The organism is Pseudomonas sp. RGB (assembly GCF_007713445.1).
Classification (GTDB): Bacteria; Pseudomonadota; Gammaproteobacteria; order Pseudomonadales; family Pseudomonadaceae; genus Aquipseudomonas.
On sequence record NZ_VMSH01000006.1, the window covers coordinates 339434 to 359427 of the forward strand.

General features: G+C 54.9%; 15 protein-coding genes, 4 tRNA genes and 2 rRNA genes. All 21 read right to left on the reverse strand.

The window, feature by feature from the left end; translation table 11 throughout:
• Window positions 1-66: 66 nt before the first annotated feature.
• The gene (tuf, locus tag FPT15_RS15935; protein ID WP_003176426.1) at window positions 67-1260 is read right to left on the reverse strand and encodes an elongation factor Tu; all 1194 of its coding nucleotides are present in this window, start codon (window positions 1258-1260) and stop codon (window positions 67-69) included.
• A gap of 30 nt (window positions 1261-1290) precedes the next feature.
• A complete protein-coding gene (gene fusA / locus FPT15_RS15940; protein ID WP_106580215.1) occupies window positions 1291-3396 on the reverse strand; it encodes an elongation factor G in 2106 nt (701 codons plus the stop codon).
• A 30-nt stretch (window positions 3397-3426) separates the two neighbouring features.
• Window positions 3427-3897, reverse strand: coding sequence for a 30S ribosomal protein S7 (gene rpsG / locus FPT15_RS15945; RefSeq protein WP_002555493.1), 471 nt, complete (start codon window positions 3895-3897; stop codon window positions 3427-3429).
• Window positions 3898-4015: 118 nt separating this feature from the next.
• Window positions 4016-4387, reverse strand: a complete 372-nt coding sequence (gene rpsL / locus FPT15_RS15950; protein WP_002555494.1) for a 30S ribosomal protein S12 — start codon at window positions 4385-4387, stop codon at window positions 4016-4018.
• 216 nt (window positions 4388-4603) lie between these two features.
• The gene (gene rpoC / locus FPT15_RS15955; RefSeq protein WP_015886137.1) at window positions 4604-8803 is read right to left on the reverse strand and encodes a DNA-directed RNA polymerase subunit beta'; all 4200 of its coding nucleotides are present in this window, start codon (window positions 8801-8803) and stop codon (window positions 4604-4606) included.
• 64 nt (window positions 8804-8867) lie between these two features.
• Window positions 8868-12941, reverse strand: coding sequence for a DNA-directed RNA polymerase subunit beta (rpoB, locus tag FPT15_RS15960; protein ID WP_053258275.1), 4074 nt, complete (start codon window positions 12939-12941; stop codon window positions 8868-8870).
• A gap of 220 nt (window positions 12942-13161) precedes the next feature.
• Complete coding sequence (rplL, locus tag FPT15_RS15965; RefSeq protein WP_010566858.1) at window positions 13162-13527, reverse strand: 50S ribosomal protein L7/L12; 366 nt, start codon at window positions 13525-13527, stop codon at window positions 13162-13164.
• Window positions 13528-13605: 78 nt separating this feature from the next.
• A complete protein-coding gene (gene rplJ / locus FPT15_RS15970; protein ID WP_010174464.1) occupies window positions 13606-14106 on the reverse strand; it encodes a 50S ribosomal protein L10 in 501 nt (166 codons plus the stop codon).
• A gap of 199 nt (window positions 14107-14305) precedes the next feature.
• The gene (rplA, locus tag FPT15_RS15975; protein ID WP_003232403.1) at window positions 14306-15001 is read right to left on the reverse strand and encodes a 50S ribosomal protein L1; all 696 of its coding nucleotides are present in this window, start codon (window positions 14999-15001) and stop codon (window positions 14306-14308) included.
• A complete protein-coding gene (gene rplK, locus FPT15_RS15980) occupies window positions 15001-15432 on the reverse strand; it encodes a 50S ribosomal protein L11 (RefSeq protein ID WP_003176435.1) in 432 nt (143 codons plus the stop codon). The genes rplA and rplK overlap by 1 nt, the downstream gene beginning before the upstream one ends.
• 117 nt (window positions 15433-15549) lie before the next feature.
• Window positions 15550-16083: a transcription termination/antitermination protein NusG gene (gene nusG / locus FPT15_RS15985; protein ID WP_003176436.1), complete on the reverse strand. Its 534-nt coding sequence runs from the start codon at window positions 16081-16083 to the stop codon at window positions 15550-15552.
• A 9-nt stretch (window positions 16084-16092) separates the two neighbouring features.
• Window positions 16093-16461, reverse strand: a complete 369-nt coding sequence (gene secE, locus FPT15_RS15990) for a preprotein translocase subunit SecE (RefSeq protein WP_003194658.1) — start codon at window positions 16459-16461, stop codon at window positions 16093-16095.
• A gap of 45 nt (window positions 16462-16506) precedes the next feature.
• Window positions 16507-16582 (reverse strand) — tRNA-Trp (locus tag FPT15_RS15995).
• A gap of 161 nt (window positions 16583-16743) precedes the next feature.
• A tRNA-Thr gene (locus FPT15_RS16000) sits at window positions 16744-16819 on the reverse strand.
• Window positions 16820-16845: 26 nt separating this feature from the next.
• Window positions 16846-16919: transfer RNA gene (locus FPT15_RS16005), tRNA-Gly, on the reverse strand.
• Window positions 16920-16943: 24 nt separating this feature from the next.
• A tRNA-Tyr gene (locus FPT15_RS16010) sits at window positions 16944-17028 on the reverse strand.
• A gap of 142 nt (window positions 17029-17170) precedes the next feature.
• Window positions 17171-17617, reverse strand: coding sequence for a hypothetical protein (locus tag FPT15_RS16015; protein WP_145162701.1), 447 nt, complete (start codon window positions 17615-17617; stop codon window positions 17171-17173).
• Window positions 17618-17625: 8 nt separating this feature from the next.
• The gene (locus FPT15_RS16020) at window positions 17626-18375 is read right to left on the reverse strand and encodes a pantothenate kinase (protein WP_145162704.1); all 750 of its coding nucleotides are present in this window, start codon (window positions 18373-18375) and stop codon (window positions 17626-17628) included.
• On the reverse strand, window positions 18365-19324 hold the full coding sequence (birA, locus tag FPT15_RS16025; protein WP_145162707.1) for a bifunctional biotin--[acetyl-CoA-carboxylase] ligase/biotin operon repressor BirA: 960 nt from the start codon (window positions 19322-19324) through the stop codon (window positions 18365-18367). Before birA ends, FPT15_RS16020 begins: the two co-directional genes overlap by 11 nt.
• A gap of 232 nt (window positions 19325-19556) precedes the next feature.
• A 5S ribosomal RNA gene (gene rrf, locus FPT15_RS16030) occupies window positions 19557-19672 on the reverse strand.
• A 170-nt stretch (window positions 19673-19842) separates the two neighbouring features.
• Window positions 19843-19994: ribosomal RNA gene (locus tag FPT15_RS16035) — 23S ribosomal RNA — on the reverse strand; the annotation flags it as partial.

Below are 19994 nucleotides of genomic sequence, written 5' to 3' on the forward strand. Positions count from 1 at the left end.
CAATAAAAAAGGCCCCCGCTGAGCGGGGGCCTCTTCAAAACATCAAGGCTATCTCAGAAGAGATAATTACTCGATGATTTTAGCTACAACGCCAGCACCAACGGTACGGCCGCCTTCACGGATAGCGAAGCGCAGACCGTCTTCCATTGCGATGGTTTTGATCAGGGTAACAACCATTTTGATGTTGTCGCCTGGCATAACCATTTCAACGCCTTCCGGCAGTTCGCAGTTACCAGTCACGTCAGTAGTACGGAAGTAGAACTGTGGACGGTAGCCTTTGAAGAACGGAGTGTGACGACCGCCTTCTTCTTTGCTCAGCACGTACACTTCAGCTTCGAACTTGGTGTGCGGCTTAACCGAACCTGGCTTAACCAGAACCTGGCCACGCTCAACGTCGTCACGCTTGGTACCACGCAGCAGAACGCCGCAGTTCTCGCCAGCACGACCTTCGTCGAGCAGCTTACGGAACATTTCAACACCGGTGCAGGTGGTGACGGTAGTGTCACGCAGACCAACGATTTCCAGTGGATCTTGAACCTTAACGATACCGCGCTCGATACGACCAGTTACAACAGTACCGCGACCGGAGATCGAGAATACGTCTTCGATTGGCATCAGGAACGGCTTGTCGATAACACGAACTGGATCTGGGATGTAGCTGTCCAGAGTTTCAACCAGTTTACGAACGGACGTGGTGCCCATTTCGTTATCGTCTTTGCCTTCCAGAGCCATACGAGCAGAACCGATGATGATCGGAGTGTCGTCGCCTGGGAAGTCGTAAGTGCTCAGCAGATCGCGCACTTCCATCTCAACCAGTTCCAGCAGCTCAGCGTCGTCTACCAGGTCAGCCTTGTTCAGGTAAACCACGATGTACGGAACGCCTACCTGACGGGACAGCAGGATGTGCTCACGGGTTTGTGGCATCGGACCATCAGCGGCCGAGCAAACCAGGATTGCGCCGTCCATCTGAGCAGCACCGGTGATCATGTTCTTCACATAGTCAGCGTGACCTGGGCAGTCAACGTGAGCGTAGTGACGGATCAGCGAGTTGTATTCAACGTGCGCGGTGTTGATGGTGATACCACGAGCTTTCTCTTCTGGTGCGCTGTCGATTTTATCGAAATCAACGATTGCGGAACCGAATACTTCGGAGCAAACGCGAGTCAGAGCAGCAGTCAGAGTGGTTTTACCGTGGTCAACGTGACCGATGGTGCCAACGTTGACGTGCGGTAGGGAACGATCAAATTTTTCTTTAGCCACGACAATTAACTCCTTGCCTAAAGGACTGAATCAGCCTTGTTTTTTGGATACAGTTTCAGCGATGTGCGCCGGAGCTGTGTTGTATTTTTTGAATTCCATAGAGTAGCTTGCGCGACCCTGAGACATGGAGCGAACGTCGGTCGCATAACCGAACATCTCACCCAACGGAACCTCGGCGCGAATCACTTTGCCGGAAACCGTGTCTTCCATACCCAAGATCATGCCGCGACGACGGTTAAGGTCGCCCATGACATCACCCATATAGTCTTCAGGTGTAACAACTTCTACCGCCATGATTGGCTCAAGCAACTCACCACCGCCCTTCTGGGCCAGTTGCTTGGTTGCCATGGAAGCAGCCACCTTAAACGCCATCTCGTTGGAGTCGACGTCGTGGTAAGAACCGTCAAAAACGGTTGCTTTCAGGCCGATCAGCGGATAGCCGGCAACAACACCGTTCTTCATCTGCTCTTCGATACCCTTCTGGATAGCCGGGATGTATTCCTTAGGAACAACACCACCAACTACTTCGTTCACGAATTGCAGACCTTCCTGACCTTCGTCAGCAGGAGCAAAACGGATCCAGCAGTGACCGAACTGACCACGACCGCCGGACTGACGAACGAACTTGCCTTCGATTTCACAGTTCTTCGTGATGCGCTCACGATAGGAAACCTGAGGCTTACCGATGTTGGCTTCGACGTTGAACTCACGGCGCATCCGGTCAACCAGGATGTCCAGGTGCAGCTCGCCCATGCCGGAGATGATCGTTTGACCAGTCTCTTCATCAGTCTTGACGCGGAAAGATGGATCTTCCTGAGCAAGTTTGCCCAGAGCGATACCCATTTTTTCCTGGTCATCCTTGGTCTTAGGCTCTACGGCAACCGAAATAACCGGCTCCGGGAAGTCCATGCGAACCAGGATGATTGGCTTAGCAGCGTCGCACAAAGTCTCACCCGTGGTGACGTCCTTCATGCCGATCAGGGCCGCGATGTCACCAGCGCGTACTTCCTTGATCTCTTCACGGGCGTTTGCGTGCATTTGCACCATACGACCCACGCGCTCTTTCTTACCTTTAACCGAGTTGATCACGCCGTCGCCGGATGCCAACACGCCCGAGTAAACGCGGACGAAGGTCAAGGTACCCACGAATGGGTCGGTAGCGATCTTGAACGCCAGGGCCGAGAACGGCTCGCTGTCGTCTGCATGACGCTCCATCTCTTCTTCCTCGTTATCAGGGTTGGTACCCTTGATAGCAGGAATGTCGGTTGGAGCAGGCAGGTAGTCGATCACAGCATCGAGAACCAGGGGAACGCCCTTGTTCTTGAACGAAGAACCGCAAACAGCCAAGACGATCTCACCAGCGATAGTACGCTGACGCAGAGCGGCCTTGATTTCCGCGTTGGTGAGTTCTTCACCTTCGAGGTACTTGTTCATCAGCTCTTCGCTGGCTTCGGCAGCAGCCTCAACCATGTTGTTGCGCCACTCGTCAGCCAGCTCCTGCAGTTCTGCAGGGATAGGCTTACGAACAGGAACCATACCTTTGTCGGAATCATTCCAGTAAACAGCTTCCATGTTGATCAGGTCGATCTGACCCTGGAAGTTGTCTTCGGAACCGATAGCCAATTGGATTGGCACCGGAGTATGACCCAGACGCTGCTTGATCTGACCGATCACGCGCAGGAAGTTAGCACCAGCACGGTCCATCTTGTTTACGTAAACAAGACGAGGAACGCCGTATTTGTTGGCTTGACGCCATACGGTTTCCGACTGAGGCTCAACACCCGAGGTACCGCAGAACACAACGACAGCGCCGTCGAGTACACGCAGGGAACGTTCAACTTCAATGGTGAAGTCTACGTGGCCTGGGGTATCGATTACGTTGAAGCGGTGCTCGTCTTTGTACTGCTTCTCGGAACCTTTCCAGAAGGCGGTAATAGCAGCAGAAGTAATGGTAATACCACGCTCCTGCTCCTGAACCATCCAGTCTGTGGTCGCGGCGCCGTCATGCACCTCGCCCATTTTGTGACTTTTGCCGGTGTAAAACAGTACGCGCTCGGTGGTGGTGGTTTTACCAGCATCCACGTGAGCAACGATACCGATGTTACGGTAGCGGCTAATCGGAGTAGTACGAGCCATAAAGCCCTCGCAAAATTAGTGAAGCTAAGATTAGAAGCGGTAGTGCGAGAAAGCTTTGTTAGCTTCAGCCATACGGTGCACGTCTTCACGCTTCTTAACAGCAGCACCTTTACCTTCAGCAGCGTCCAACAGTTCGCCAGCCAAACGCAGAGCCATAGACTTCTCGCCGCGCTTACGGGCGAAGTCTACCAACCAGCGCATTGCCAGAGCGTTACGACGGGACGGACGAACTTCGACCGGAACCTGGTAAGTAGCACCGCCTACACGGCGCGACTTCACTTCGACCAGCGGAGCGATGGCGTCGAGAGCTTTCTCGAAGATTTCCAGGGGGTCGCTGTTCTTGCGCTCTTTAACCTTTTCCAGCGCGCCATAAACGATACGCTCGGCAACGGCTTTCTTGCCGCTTTCCATCACGTGGTTCATGAACTTGGCCAGAATTTGGCTTCCGTATTTTGGATCGTCAAGCACTTCGCGCTTGGCTGCTACGCGTCTTCTTGGCATGGATAAGCCCTCAAACGGTCTTCAGGTTCGCTCGGAATCAGTGCCCTTTCGGGACGCATCCGACCTTACTCTTATCGACTCAGAAAATAAGATGATTCAGTTTTACAAAAAGCCGCTACTACTTAGGCTTCTTGGTACCGTACTTCGAACGACCCTGGTTACGACCTTTAACGCCGGAAGTATCCAAGGAGCCGCGTACGGTGTGGTAACGAACACCTGGCAAGTCTTTTACACGACCGCCGCGGATCAGTACCACGCTGTGCTCTTGCAGGTTGTGGCCTTCACCGCCGATGTACGAGGAAACCTCGAAACCGTTGGTCAGGCGCACACGGCATACTTTACGCAGTGCCGAGTTAGGTTTTTTCGGCGTAGTGGTATACACGCGAGTGCATACGCCACGACGTTGCGGGCAGTTCTGCAGCGCAGGTACGTCGGATTTCTCGACGATACGCTTACGCGGCTGACGTACCAGCTGGTTGATAGTTGCCATCTACTAGCTCCACTGTTGTCTTGCGACGCTATTGTCTTGCAAGAAAAGCAAAATGGCAGGAACGAATTCCCGCCAAATTTAGGGGTACAAGAGTCTAAAGAGGATCTTGTCCCCAGTCAAGGCAAGGCCCCGACCTCCCCTCTCATCGAACCGGGGCAAAATTGCCTCGATCCGACGAATGGGGCTGCCAGGGCCCAGACTTATTTACCGCAGAACTCAGTTACCGCTTGAGTTCAGCGCTTCGGTCAGTGCAGCTTCCACTTCACTGGCGCTTACGCGCAGCGGTTTGTCAGCATCACGGCGGCGCTTGCGCTCGCTGTGGTAAGCCAAACCGGTACCTGCCGGGATCAAACGACCCACGACCACGTTTTCTTTCAGGCCGCGCAGGTAATCGCGCTTGCCGGTTACCGCTGCTTCGGTCAGTACACGAGTGGTCTCCTGGAAGGAGGCCGCCGAGATGAACGACTCAGTGGACAACGACGCCTTGGTGATACCCAGCAACACACGAGTGAACTTGGAGACAAATTTGTCTTCCGCGCCCAGACGTTCGTTTTCTACCAGTACGTGAGTCAGTTCCATCTGGTCGCCCTTGATGAAACTGGAATCGCCGGATTCAGCGATTTCAACTTTACGCAGCATCTGACGCAGGATGGTCTCGATGTGCTTATCGTTGATCTTCACGCCTTGCAGACGGTAAACGTCCTGGATCTCGTTAACGATGTACTTGGCCAGCGCACTCACACCCAGCAGACGCAGGATGTCGTGTGGATCGCTCGGACCGTCGGAGATAACTTCGCCGCGGTTTACCTGTTCGCCTTCGAAGACGTTCAGGTGACGCCACTTCGGAATCAGCTCTTCATACGGATCGCTACCGTCGTTCGGGGTAATGACCAGACGGCGCTTGCCCTTGGTCTCTTTACCGAACGCGATGGTGCCGCTGACTTCAGCCAGAATCGACGCTTCTTTCGGACGACGAGCTTCGAACAAGTCGGCAACACGCGGCAGACCACCGGTGATGTCACGGGTCTTCGAAGTTTCTTGCGGGATACGCGCGATAACATCACCGATCGCGATCTTCGCACCATCCGCTACACCGACCAGGGCGTTGGCTGGCAGGAAGTACTGAGCGATTACGTCAGTGCCTGGCAGCAACAAGTCCTTGCCGTTGTCATCAACCATCTTCACAGCAGGACGGATATCTTTGCCTGCAGCTGGACGGTCTTTGGCGTCGAGTACTTCAATGTTGGTCATACCGGTCAATTCGTCAGTCTGACGCTTGATCGTGATGCCTTCTTCCATGCCCACGTAGGTCACGGTACCTTTCATTTCGGTAACGATTGGGTGAGTGTGCGGATCCCACTTGGCCACGATTGCGCCAGCGTCGACCTTGTCACCTTCTTTAACCGAGATCACAGCACCGTACGGCAGCTTGTAACGCTCACGCTCACGACCGTAGTCATCAGCGATTGCCAGCTCACCGGAACGGGACACAGCAACCAGGTGACCATCCACTCGCTCAACGTGTTTCAGGTTGTGCAGACGGACGGTACCGCCATTCTTCACCTGAACGCTGTCGGCTGCGGAGGTCCGGCTTGCCGCACCACCAATGTGGAACGTACGCATGGTCAGCTGGGTACCCGGCTCACCGATGGACTGGGCAGCGATAACGCCGACCGCTTCACCGATGTTCACCTGGTGACCACGAGCCAAGTCACGGCCGTAGCACTTGGCACAAATGCCGTAGCGGGTTTCGCAGCTGATCGGCGAGCGAACAATCACTTCGTCGATGCTGTTGAGTTCGATGAACTCGACCCACTTCTCGTCTACCAGGGTGCCGGCAGGAACGATAATTTCCTCGGTACCTGGCTTGAATACGTCACGGGCGATTACTCGACCCAGTACGCGCTCACCCAACGGCTCTACAACGTCGCCGCCTTCGATGTGCGGAGTCATCAGCAGACCGTGTTCGGTGCCGCAGTCAACTTCAGTCACAACCAAGTCTTGTGCAACGTCTACCAGACGACGTGTCAGGTAACCGGAGTTAGCGGTTTTCAACGCGGTATCCGCAAGACCCTTACGAGCACCGTGAGTGGAGATGAAGTACTGAAGTACGCTCAAACCTTCACGGAAGTTCGCAGTAATCGGCGTCTCGATGATGGAACCGTCCGGCTTGGCCATCAGGCCACGCATACCGGCGAGCTGACGGATCTGCGCAGCAGAACCCCGTGCGCCCGAGTCGGCCATCATGTACATCGAGTTGAACGACTCTTGATCGACTTCTACGCCATGACGGTCGATAACCTTCTCTTTCGAGAGGTTAGCCATCATCGCCTTCGACACTTCGTCGTTGGCCTTGGACCAAAGGTCGATCACTTTGTTGTACTTCTCGCCCTGGGTTACCAGGCCGGAGGCGTACTGGCTCTCGATTTCTTTCACTTCATCGGTAGCAGCACCGATGATCTGAGCTTTTTCATCCGGGATAACGAAGTCGTTAACACCGATGGAAACGCCGGAAATAGTCGAGTAAGCAAAACCGGTGTACATCAACTGGTCAGCGAAGATCACGGTCTCTTTCAAACCAACCACGCGGTAGCACTGGTTGATCAGCTTGGAGATCGCCTTTTTCTTCATCGGCAGGTTGACGACGTCATACGACAGACCTTTTGGCACAACTTGATACAACAGCGCACGCCCGACAGTAGTGTCGACGATACGGGTGTTGGTCACGCTGCCGCCGTCACGGTCGTTGACGGTTTCGTTGATCCGCACTTTGACCTTGGCGTGCAGTGCGGCTTCGCCGGCACGGAACACACGGTCAACTTCTTGCAGGTCAGCGAACACACGACCTTCGCCTTTGGCGTTGATCGCTTCACGGGTCATGTAGTACAGACCCAATACAACGTCCTGCGACGGAACGATGATTGGCTCACCGTTGGCTGGCGACAGAATGTTGTTGGTCGACATCATCAACGCACGCGCTTCCAACTGAGCTTCCAGTGTCAGCGGTACGTGCACGGCCATTTGGTCGCCGTCGAAGTCGGCGTTGTACGCAGCACAGACCAGAGGGTGCAGCTGGATAGCCTTACCTTCGATCAGTACCGGTTCAAACGCCTGGATACCCAGACGGTGAAGGGTCGGTGCACGGTTGAGGAGAACCGGGTGTTCGCGAATCACTTCAGCGAGAACGTCCCAAACCTCTGGCAGTTCGCGCTCGACCATTTTCTTGGCCGCTTTGATGGTGGTCGCGAGACCGCGCATTTCCAGCTTGCCGAAGATGAATGGCTTGAACAGCTCAAGTGCCATCTTCTTAGGCAGACCGCACTGGTGCAGACGCAGGGTCGGGCCTACGGTAATTACCGAACGACCGGAGTAGTCAACACGCTTACCGAGCAAGTTCTGACGGAAACGACCTTGCTTACCCTTGATCATGTCAGCCAGGGATTTCAGAGGACGCTTGTTCGAACCGGTGATAGCGCGGCCACGACGACCGTTGTCGAGCAAGGCATCGACAGCTTCTTGCAACATACGCTTTTCGTTGCGCACGATGATGTCCGGAGCGGACAGATCGAGCAGACGCTTCAAGCGGTTGTTACGGTTGATCACACGGCGGTACAGGTCGTTGAGGTCGGAAGTCGCGAAGCGACCGCCATCCAACGGTACCAGCGGACGCAGGTCTGGCGGCAGAACCGGCAGAACGGTCAGCACCATCCACTCTGGCAAGTTGCCGGAACCCTGGAAGGCTTCCATCAACTTCAGACGCTTGGACAGTTTCTTGATTTTGGTTTCGGAGTTGGTTTGCGGAATTTCTTCACGCAGACGGCCAATCTCGTGCTCCAGATCGATAGCGTGCAGCAGTTCACGGACAGCTTCGGCACCCATGCGGGCATCGAAATCGTCGCCGAACTCTTCCAGCGCTTCGAAGTACTGCTCGTCGTTCAGCAGCTGACCTTTTTCAAGGGTGGTCATGCCTGGATCGATAACGACATAGCTCTCGAAGTAGAGAACGCGCTCGATATCACGCAGGGTCATGTCCATCAGCAAGCCGATACGGGACGGCAGCGATTTCAGGAACCAGATGTGGGCAACCGGCGAAGCCAGTTCGATGTGCGCCATGCGCTCACGACGAACTTTGGCCAGCGCGACTTCAACGCCGCACTTCTCGCAGATCACACCACGGTGCTTCAAGCGCTTGTACTTACCGCACAGGCACTCGTAATCCTTTACCGGGCCAAAGATCTTGGCGCAGAACAGGCCGTCACGCTCAGGTTTGAACGTACGGTAGTTGATGGTTTCCGGCTTTTTAACTTCACCGAACGACCACGAACGGATCATCTCAGGCGATGCCAATCCAATACGGATGGCGTCGAACTCTTCGACTTGACCCTGGTTTTTCAGCAAATTCAGTAGGTCTTTCAAGGCCTTTCCTCCTGGCGGAGCAGAGAGCGGGCTAAACAGCCCCGCTCTCGATTCGCGTCACGTGTTATTCGGTTTCCAGATCGATATCGATGCCGAGGGAACGAATTTCTTTGATCAACACGTTGAAGGACTCGGGCATGCCCGGCTCCATACGGTGATCGCCGTCCACGATGTTTTTGTACATCTTGGTCCGACCGTTCACATCGTCCGACTTCACTGTGAGCATTTCTTGCAGAGTGTAAGCAGCACCGTATGCTTCCAGTGCCCAGACCTCCATCTCCCCGAAACGCTGACCACCGAACTGAGCCTTACCACCCAGCGGCTGCTGGGTAACCAGGCTGTACGAACCGGTAGAACGAGCGTGCATCTTGTCGTCTACCAAGTGGTTCAGCTTCAGCATGTACATGTAGCCAACAGTAACCGGGCGCTCAAACTTGTTGCCGGTACGGCCGTCGAACAGCTGCATCTGGCCGCTTTCTGGCAGGTCTGCCAGTTTCAGCATGGCCTTGATTTCGCTTTCCTTGGCACCGTCGAACACCGGGGTAGCCATTGGAACGCCGCCGCGCAGGTTCTTCGCCAGATCCAGGATTTCCTGGTCGGAGAAGGTATCCAGCTCTTCGTTGCGACCGCCGATCTCGTTGTAGATCTCGTGCAGGAACTTACGCAGGTCTGCGACCTTGCGCTGCTCTTCGATCATACGGTTGATCTTCTCGCCCAGACCTTTGGCCGCGAGGCCCAGGTGGGTTTCAAGGATCTGACCAACGTTCATACGCGAAGGTACGCCCAACGGGTTGAGGACGACGTCGACCGGGGTGCCATTGGCATCGTGCGGCATGTCTTCAACCGGCATGATCACGGAGACCACACCTTTGTTACCGTGACGACCGGCCATCTTGTCGCCCGGCTGGATGCGGCGACGGATTGCCAGGTAAACCTTGACGATTTTCAGCACGCCTGGAGCCAGGTCATCGCCCTGCTGCAGTTTGCGCTTCTTGTCTTCGAACTTGTCGTCCAGCAGACGGCGACGATCAACGATGTAGGCCTGGGCCTTCTCGAGCTGCTCGTTCAGAGCATCTTCAGCCATGCGCAGTTTGAACCACTGGCCGTGCTCAAGACCGTCGAGGATTTCGTCGGTGATGTCCTGACCTTTCTTCAGACCCGCGCCGCCTTCGGCCTTGTGGCCTACCAGAGCGGAACGCAGACGTTCGAAGGTCGCGCCTTCAACGATACGGAACTCTTCGTTCAGGTCCTTGCGGATCTCGTCGAGTTGAGTCTTCTCGATGGACAGTGCACGAGCATCACGCTCAACGCCGTCACGGGTGAAGACTTGTACGTCGATGACAGTACCCTTGGTACCGGTAGGTACGCGCAGGGAGGTGTCTTTAACGTCGCTGGCTTTTTCACCGAAGATGGCACGCAACAGCTTCTCTTCCGGCGTCAGTTGGGTCTCGCCTTTCGGAGTGACCTTACCGACCAGGATGTCGCCTGCGCCAACTTCAGCACCTACGTAAACGATACCGGCTTCGTCCAGTTTGTTCAGTGCAGCTTCACCCACGTTCGGGATATCTGCAGTGATTTCTTCAGGCCCAAGCTTGGTGTCACGTGCCACACAGGTCAGTTCCTGGATGTGGATCGTGGTGAAGCGGTCTTCTTGAACAACACGCTCGGACAGGCAGATGGAGTCTTCGAAGTTGAAGCCGTTCCATGCCATGAACGCGATGCGCATGTTCTGACCCAGTGCCAGCTCACCCATATCGGTGGACGGGCCGTCGGCCATGATGTCGCTACGCTGAACGCGATCACCCTTGCTCACCAGCGGACGCTGGTTAATGCAGGTGTTCTGGTTCGAGCGGGTGTATTTGGTCAGGTTGTAGATGTCGACACCGGCTTCGCCAGTTTCAACTTCGTCATCGGCAACACGAACCACGATACGGCTGGCATCAACGGAGTCGATCACGCCGCCACGACGAGCCACGACGCAAACGCCGGAGTCACGCGCTACGTTACGCTCCATGCCAGTACCTACCAGCGGCTTGTCAGCACGCAGAGTCGGTACAGCTTGACGCTGCATGTTGGAACCCATCAACGCACGGTTGGCGTCATCGTGTTCCAGGAACGGGATCAGCGACGCTGCAACAGAAACTACCTGCTTGGGCGAAACGTCCATCAAGGTGACGTCTTCCGGCGCCTTAACGGTGAACTCGTTCAAGTGACGAACAGCTACCAGTTCGTCGATCAGGACTTTCTTGTCGTTCATCGTGGCCGAAGCCTGAGCGATCACGTGATCAGCTTCTTCGATGGCGGACAGGAACACGATCTCGTCGGTGACCAGAGCGTCTTTCACTACGCGGTACGGGCTCTCGAGGAAGCCGTACTGGTTAGTGCGCGCATAAGCGGCCAGGGAGTTGATCAGACCGATGTTCGGACCTTCCGGCGTTTCGATCGGGCAAACACGACCGTAGTGCGTCGGGTGAACGTCACGAACTTCAAAGCCTGCACGCTCACGGGTCAGACCGCCCGGGCCCAGTGCGGAAACACGGCGCTTGTGGGTGATCTCGGAGAGCGGGTTGTTCTGGTCCATGAACTGCGAGAGCTGGCTGGAACCGAAGAACTCTTTCACCGCCGCAGCCACTGGCTTGGCGTTGATCAGGTCTTGCGGCATCAGGCCTTCGCTTTCAGCCATCGACAGACGCTCTTTGACCGCACGTTCTACACGTACCAGGCCAACGCGGAACTGGTTCTCGGCCATTTCGCCTACGCAGCGAACACGACGGTTACCCAGGTGGTCGATGTCATCGACGATGCCTTTACCGTTACGGATGTCGACCAGAGTCTTCAGTACCGCGACGATGTCTTCCTTGCACAACACGCCCGAACCTTCGATCTCGGTACGACCGATACGACGGTTGAACTTCATCCGGCCGACCGCAGACAGGTCATAGCGCTCAGGGCTGAAGAACAGGTTGTTGAACAGGGTCTCGGCAGCGTCTTTGGTTGGTGGCTCACCAGGACGCATCATGCGATAGATCTCGACCAGCGCTTCCAATTGGTTGCTGGTGGAGTCGATCTTCAGTGTGTCAGAGATGAACGGACCGCAGTCGATGTCGTTGGTGTACAGAGTCTCGATGCGAACAACCTGGGCCTTGGCGATTTTCGCCAGGATCTCGGTGTTCAGCTCGGTGTTGCACTCAGCCAGGATTTCGCCTGTCGCCGGGTGAACGATGACCTTGGCGGTGGTGCGACCCAGGACGTAGTCCAAAGGCACGTCCAGCGACTTGATACCGGCTTTTTCGATCTGGTTGATGTGGCGCGCAGTAATACGGCGGCCGGCTTCAACGATGACCTTGCCGTTTTCATCCTGGATATCCAGGACAGCAATTTCACCACGCAGACGCGAAGCAATCAGTTCCAGGCTGAGGGTTTCATCCTTCAGGCTGAACACGTTGGTGGTGTAGAAGGCATCCAGCACCTGCTCGGTGGTATAGCCGAGCGCGCGCAGCAGTACCGAGGCCGGCAGCTTGCGACGACGGTCGATACGCACGAACACGCAGTCTTTCGGGTCGAACTCGAAGTCCAACCACGAACCGCGGTACGGAATGATCCGCGCGGAGTACAGGAGCTTACCGGAGCTGTGCGTCTTGCCGCGGTCGTGGTCGAAGAACACGCCCGGGGAACGGTGCAGCTGGGAAACGATAACGCGCTCGGTACCGTTGATAACGAAGGTACCGTTTTCAGTCATCAATGGGATTTCGCCCATGTAGACTTCTTGCTCTTTGATGTCCTTGATCGCTTTGTTCGACGATTCTTTGTCGAAAATGATCAGACGGACTTTTACCCGCAAAGGTACGGCGTACGTAACACCGCGCAACACGCATTCTTTGACATCAAATGCCGGTTCGCCCAGGCGATAACCGACGTACTCCAGCGCAGCATTGCCGGAGTAGCTGATGATCGGGAAAACGGATTTGAAGGCCGCATGCAGGCCCACGTCGCGGAACTGATCTTTAGTCGCTCCCGCTTGCAAGAATTCACGATACGAATCCAGCTGGATAGCCAGAAGGTACGGGACATCCATGACGTCCGGCAACTTGCTAAAGTCCTTGCGGATACGTTTTTTCTCAGTATATGAGTAAGCCATCAGCGTTCCCCAGCTTGGTCACCTGCTTGTTTGGCCCCTCCCGACGGGAGCAGCCAGAAAATCTCGCAAACCCCATGGTTTGCACCACCGCATCGGGTGGCTACAGCGCGTTAGTGGCGGCGACCGAGTCGACAGCCAAGAACGGAAAAAGGCCGGTGGCAAGAGCCACCAGCCATCAGCCTTCAGCTTAACGCTTGGGCTGGAGACGCAAGGTCGATGCTTACTTCAGCTCGACTTTAGCGCCTGCTTCTTCCAGCACTGCTTTGGCTTTGTCAGCGGCGTCTTTGGACACTGCTTCCAGAACCTGGGCAGGAGCGCCGTCAACTACAGCCTTGGCTTCTTTCAGGCCCAGACCGGTCAGTTCACGAACTGCCTTGATCACGTTTACTTTCTTCTCGCCAGCTTCCAGCAGCATGACGTTGAATTCGGTTTGCTCTTCAGCAGCAACAGCAGCAACAGCTGGGCCAGCGGAAGCAGCGGCAGCGGAAACGCCGAATTTTTCTTCGAAAGCTTTGATCAGCTCAACAACCTGCAGAACCGACATTTCAGCTACGGCGTTGAGGATATCTTCTTGGGAGATAGACATTACTGTATTTCCTGAATTGGGGGACGGCCTACGCGGCCATCGAAATAAACAAAAATACGCGAAAGGAGGTGCTCAGCCTTAGGCTGCGGCAGCTTCTTTTTGCTCGCGAACTGCAGCCAGAGTACGAGCCAGCTTGCTGGTAGCGCCTTGAATCACGCTCATCAGCTGCGAAATAGCTTCGTTACGGGTCGGCAGTGTTGCCAGTACGTCGATTTGGTTAGCTGCGAGGAACTTGCCCTCGAACGCAGCTGCCTTGATCTCGAACTTATCCTGACTCTTGGCGAATTCTTTGAACAAACGGGCAGCAGCGCCTGGATGTTCTTTGGAGAACGCGATCAGAGTCGGGCCGGTGAACACGTCGTTGAGAACACTGTATTCAGTGTCAGCAACAGCGCGCTTGAGCAGGGTGTTACGTACAACACGTACGTATACGCCAGCTTCACGAGCCTCTTTACGGAGTCCGGTCATAGCGCCTACTGTCACACCACGGGCATCAGCCACGACAGCGGACAGAGCAGCTTTGGCAGCCTCGTTGACTTCAGCGACGATGGCCTTCTTGTCTTCGAGATTAATTGCCACGGGTTTAACTCCTGCTTGTTACCGTTTCATCTGGCCGAAGCCGGATGTCGTTTTGGTGTCTGATTCGGTAAGGAACCGGGAGCACCATCTGCGTAGGCTTGTGGTTTAAGACTTGCGCCGCCTACGGTCTTGGATAGCCCCCGCCAGGCAGGGACCCCAATTTTTTCAATCAGCGCGATCTCTCGCGCCAACTTGTGTCTTATACGTCCAGCGAGCCTTGGTCGATGACCAGACCTGGGCCCATAGTGGTGCTCAGGGTAACGCGCTTGACGTAGATACCTTTCGAGGAAGCTGGCTTGATACGCTTCAGATCAGCGATCAGGGCTTCAACGTTTTCCTTCAGCTTGACGGCATCGAAGCCGACTTTGCCAACGGAGGTGTGAATGATGCCGTTTTTGTCGGTGCGATAACGAACCTGACCAGCCTTGGCGTTTTTAACCGCGGTAGCTACGTCTGGCGTTACGGTGCCGACTTTAGGGTTAGGCATCAGACCACGTGGACCGAGGATCTGACCCAACTGACCTACAACGCGCATTGCATCCGGGGAGGCAATAACTACGTCGTAGTTCAGGTCGCCGCCTTTCATTTCGGCAGCCAGGTCGTCCATGCCAACGCGATCAGCGCCGGCGGCCAGAGCAGCTTCAGCTGCCGGGCCTTGGGTGAAGACAGCAACACGTACAGTCTTGCCAGTACCGTGTGGCAGCACAGTAGCGCTACGAACGACCTGGTCGGATTTACGTGGGTCAACACCCAGGTTTACAGCAACGTCAACGGACTCGCTGAACTTGACAGTCGACAGCTCGGTCAGCAGGGCAGCAGCGTCTACAAAGTTGTAGGCCTTGCCTGCTTCGATTTTGCCGGCGATAGCCTTTTGGCGCTTGGTCAGCTTAGCCATTACACACCCTCCACGTTAAGGCCCATGCTACGAGCAGAACCGGCGATGGTACGCACGGCTGCATCCATATCAGCTGCAGTCAGATCCGCGTTTTTGGTTTTCGCGATTTCTTCCAGCTGAGCACGAGTTACGGTGCCAACCTTAACGGTGTTAGGACGAGCGGAACCGCTAGTCAGACCTGCAGCCTTCTTCAGCAAAACCGAAGCCGGGGTCGACTTGGTTTCGAAAGTGAAGCTACGGTCGCTGTATACAGTGATGATCACTGGAGTCGGCAGACCTGGCTCAAGACCCTGAGTACGGGCGTTGAAGGCCTTGCAGAATTCCATGATGTTCACGCCGTGCTGACCCAGAGCTGGGCCGACAGGTGGACTTGGGTTGGCCTGAGCGGCCTTCACTTGCAGCTTGATGTAAGCGGTAATCTTCTTGGCCATGAGGCACTCCAATTACGGGTTCAAACGCCTCGAAAGGCTCCCCGGTTACTTGCGCGTTTATCCCAGTGACGACAAAACCCCACAGCCTAGGGCTGCGGGGTTGGGATGCTTGCTCAGCTAGACCTTTTCGACCTGGCTGAACTCCAGCTCTACCGGAGTAGAACGACCGAAAATGAGCACTGCCACTTGGATCCGGCTCTTTTCGTAGTTAACTTCTTCGACGGTGCCGTTGAAATCAGCAAACGGACCATCTGTGACACGAACAACCTCACCCGGCTCGAACAACGTCTTCGGCTTAGGTTTGTCGCTGCCGTCAGCAACACGACGCAGAATCGCTTCCGCCTCTTTGTCAGTGATCGGAGCAGGCTTATCAGCAGTACCGCCGATGAAACCCATGACACGAGGAGTGTCCTTGACCAAGTGCCAAGTACCTTCATTCATGTCCATCTGAACCAGCACGTAGCCAGGGAAGAACTTGCGTTCGCTTTTACGCTTTTGGCCATTCCGCATTTCAACCACTTCTTCAGTGGGAACCAGAATTTCGCCGAAGCCATCTTCCATGCCTGCCAGCTTTACGCGCTCTAGCAAAGAGCGCATGACATGCTTCTCGTAACCCGAGTAAGCATGCACAACGTACCAACGCTTAGCCACGGGACACCCTTAGCCAACAATCAAGGAAACAAGCCAGCCGAGCAGGGAATCAAGCCCCCACAACAGCAACGCCATAACCAGAACAACAGCCACAACAATCAACGTGGTCTGCGTGGTTTCTTGGCGAGTCGGCCAAACGACTTTACGGATTTCTGTGCGAGCTTCCTTTACCAGGACTGCGAAAGACTTGCCCTTGGCAGTCTGCAGGCCTACAAAGGCAGCTACAGCAGCAAGGGCAAGCAAAGCAAGTACGCGGTACAGGATCGGCGAAGCAGAATAGTACTGATTGCCAACAACGCCTACGACCACCAATGCGACTACAGCAAGCCACTTGACCAGATCGAAACGAGAGCTTTGAGCTTCAGCCTTAGGAGTCATCTATGAAGATCCTGTGAAAAGAAAGCCAGACACACCACGTGAATCTGGCAGGTCAGGAGGGAATCGAACCCCCAACCTACGGTTTTGGAGACCGTCGCTCTGCCAATTGAGCTACTGACCTAAAACAAAATCAGGCCGACCATTATGCAGGCCTGAAAAAGACTTTACAACAACCAACCCCAAGAGACTTGAAACCACCCAACATCAAAGCCAGGCAAAACACCATCAAGCCGAGGTAGCTGTTAAAACAAAGGCAGATATTTTCATATCTGCCTTGTTATATGGAGCTCTTGAGCGGATTTGAACCGCTGACCTCACCCTTACCAAGGGTGTGCTCTACCAACTGAGCTACAAGAGCAAAACACCGCGCACAACCTGCAAACTTGGAGCGGGTAGCGGGAATCGAACCCGCATCATCAGCTTGGAAGGCTGAGGTTCTACCACTAAACTATACCCGCGGAGCTTGCAGCTCACGCTAAAAATGGTGGAGGGGGAAGGATTCGAACCTTCGAAGTCGTAGACGTCAGATTTACAGTCTGATCCCTTTGGCCGCTCGGGAACCCCTCCTAAGCGAGCCGGCATTCTACATCACGCCGGCCTTCTGTCAAGCATTTTCTCATTAAAAATATGAGGTTAGCTGCGTTGACCTTCGCTTCACGCTGTAGACCGTAAAGGTCTTCACTGCGAAGCGGGCGCCATTCTATGCAAACTATTCGACAGTTGCAACGCCTTCGCACAACATTATTTTATGTTTTAACTCATTGAATTCCTTAGCAAGGTTTTCAAAGGGCAGATCATCGGCCAGTCGCCTGCTTTCAGGGGACACACGGAGCCAATAGCCGGTAGTGCCCGGCACATTGAGCAGTTGCACCTTGACCTTTATATCCAGACTCATCAGACGCTGCTCAAGCAACTGCGCTTGTCGCTGATCAGCAAAGCCGCCTATGTATAAGCATGTATTTTGTGGCTCAGGGGCGTTTGCCCGATCACGGCGGACAACCGAATCAGAAGATTCACTCAATAGCCGGATGTCTTGCTGAGAGCCGCGATAGAGGCTCAGAGGCGTAACGTCCTTGGCGCGCAACGGCGCCTCTTGTTGATGCCAGATGTAATAGAAGGCATTGAGAACGAGCAAGAGCAAAAACAGCCAACGCATAAAAAACCTCAGGACAAAGGGCACGCCATCGCCAGCCCCACAAAAACGAGATCCGGTACAAAACGAGCCTGCGGTACGGCATCCGAGACCAGGTCAGCATCCCCACCCGTCAGGAAGACTGTGAAATCATCCTCCCAATAACGCCGAGCCAACTCAAGCTGGGTCAATACAAACCCTCGAAGCATGAGGGCGCAGCCACGCTCAACGGCCTCAACAGTGGTTCGACCTGGGGAAAGACGCTCCATGGCCTGCTCAGCTGCGGCATCGTCGTAGCGGATCTTGCGGGTGTGTGTTCGCAACTGACTGCGCATCAGAGGCATTCCAGGGCATATAAAGCCTCCTAGATGCTCACCATCAGCAGCGATAAAGTCCGCAGTCGCTGCGGTACCGAAGTCGAGCACCAAGCAAGCACCCGGCGCCAACTTGAAACCGCCAAGCATTGCCAACCAGCGATCAAGACCGAGGCGCTCGTATTCTTCATAACCGTTGCGCACTCCCGCCATTTCTCTTGCTGAGGCAGCGCAAGACACTGTGACACCAAAAGCCTCCTGCAATGCTTCAACCAACTTTCCAGTTTCCTCTGAAGCACGAACACTCACCAGACGGCATCGTGTCAGCAGCAGACCCGGAATGGCGGTCAGACTTTCTATTAATGCGAGATCTGAACCGACAACACCCTCTGCGAAGGCGCCAGCGTTCTGCGCCTCGAGTACCCGCCACTTAATAAAGCTATTTCCACAGTCGAGCTCAAGAATCATCGCGCAGCCTCAGGCTTAACTCACCACCGCTATATATTTTCTCGACACCATCGACGTTCAGACGCAGCGCGCCCTGGTGATCAATCCCCAGCACAACCCCATCAATCTGATTGACGCCCGCAATGAGAGTCACAGCCCTACCCTGCCACAAATGATTTCGCTCCCACTCCTCCTGCAGCGCAGTAAAGCCAAAGGCCTTGTGGCGCTCCAGGTGACTTTGCAGCTGTAGACTTAGCCGTGCAACCAGGTAATTACGATCGACGGGCGAGCCTGTTTCCAATTGCACCGAGGTCCACTGCTGATCTACCTCAGCAGCCTGCCGCATGTTCACGTTAATGCCTATGCCGAGAACCACGTGGCAGATGTCTGCAGGGTCACCTACTAACTCAAGCAAGATGCCGGCAATTTTCTTGCGCCCTACGAGGACGTCGTTTGGCCACTTCAGTGCCGCGCCCTGTACACCTGAATCACGCAGCGCCTGCATGACCGCCAATCCCACTACAAGGCTAAGACCCTCCAGCTGCCGCAGCCCACCTTCGATGCGCAATACAAGGCTGTAGTAGACATTCTGAGCGAATGGACTAACCCACGTGCGGCCTCGCCTCCCCCTGCCGGCCGTCTGCTGCTCAGCAAGCACCAGAAATGGCGCAGCAACGCCGGCGTCGACAAGACGCAACGCTTCAGCATTAGTGGAATCGATAGAGTCAGAGATGTGAACGGGCCATGCCAAAGAAGCGGCATTCACCGCAATTTCTTCTTTGCTCAGGAACACCAGTGGCGAAGCCAGTTGATACCCCTTGCCGCGAATTTTATGAATAGGCAAATTCAGCTCTGCCTCAAGGTGCTGGAGCTGCTTCCAAACAGCACTGCGGCTGACACCCAGGGCGGCACCCAGCGCTTCTCCGGAATGGAATCGGCCATCTTTCAGAAGTTCTAACAACGTCAGCATGCAAGTATCGCCTCACAATGAGGCACGCATGATAGCCATGCGTAAGGCCATTGCATAGAAAGGCCGGGATTTAGCGCCCATAGCCCGGAGGTAGCGGGAAGACTGGAGGCTGCGCCTACCAGGAAAGCACACATTATCGTTGACGCGCATCGCGAGCCTTTACACCTGCGCTTTTCGACCACCCAAAACAAAGCCCCTGTTTGCGTTAGCAAACAGGGGCTTTGGAATTTAATCTTGACGATGACCTACTCTCACATGGGGAAACCCCACACTACCATCGGCGATGCATCGTTTCACTGCTGAGTTCGGGATGGGATCAGGTGGTTCCAATGCTCTATGGTCGTCAAGAAATTCGGGTACTGAGTCGTGACCATGCGGTCTCGCTTCAGCAAATTGGGTATGTGACAGCTTTCGGTGTTTTGTGAGGTTCGAACTTTCGGTTCATTTCGTCTTCACACACCGCAATCTGGTGCTCTTTGGCTTTTCAGCTTGAAGCAAGCAAATTGCTTGGGTGTTATATGGTCAAGCCTCACGGGCAATTAGTATTGGTTAGCTCAACGCCTCACAGCGCTTACACACCCAACCTATCAACGTCGTAGTCTTCGACGGCCCTTCAGGGAACTCAAGGTTCCAGTGAGATCTCATCTTGAGGCTAGTTTCCCGCTTAGAT